Source organism: Pseudoalteromonas sp. S3178 (genome assembly GCF_005886985.1).
GTDB classification, from domain to species: Bacteria; Pseudomonadota; Gammaproteobacteria; order Enterobacterales; family Alteromonadaceae; genus Pseudoalteromonas; species Pseudoalteromonas carrageenovora.
Genome location: NZ_PNCW01000399.1, coordinates 1 through 408 on the forward strand (window position 1 = coordinate 1; position 408 = coordinate 408).

Here is a 408-nt window from a genome sequence, read left to right on the forward strand (position 1 = left end):
TATTAAGTGCCAACCTTGAATCGAAGGCATATATTAAAACGCATGCCAAGAAAGGATACAGTTTGGAGTGCGAGGTACGTTGGCAAGCAAATATCACGACTCCAAAACTAACAAAGCGAAGTAAGCAATCAGCTAATGAAACACACGCACTTGCTGGGGGAAAAGAGCGGCAAAAAGGTAACAGATCTTGGCGCCATATTTTTGCTGGGGTTATGTTAACTCTTTTGTTTGGGGTAGGCATTGGCTTGAACAGTATGGGTTACTTCAATGGCTCTAAACCTTTTGAATTTGAGGTAAAAGAGCTACGCTCATTGACCGCAACAGATAATAAAGAATATGGTGGTGTGTATTCAGCGGATGGTCAATATGTCATATTTCAGCGTTACCCTGAAAAACTATGTCGCAGTA

At 41.4% G+C, this 408-nt stretch carries 1 pseudogene; it reads left to right on the forward strand.

Features of this window, described 5'->3' with window-relative positions:
- Positions 1–62: 62 nt before the first annotated feature.
- Positions 63–408 (forward strand): annotated as a pseudogene (locus CWC11_RS21470) (winged helix-turn-helix domain-containing protein); the annotation flags it as partial.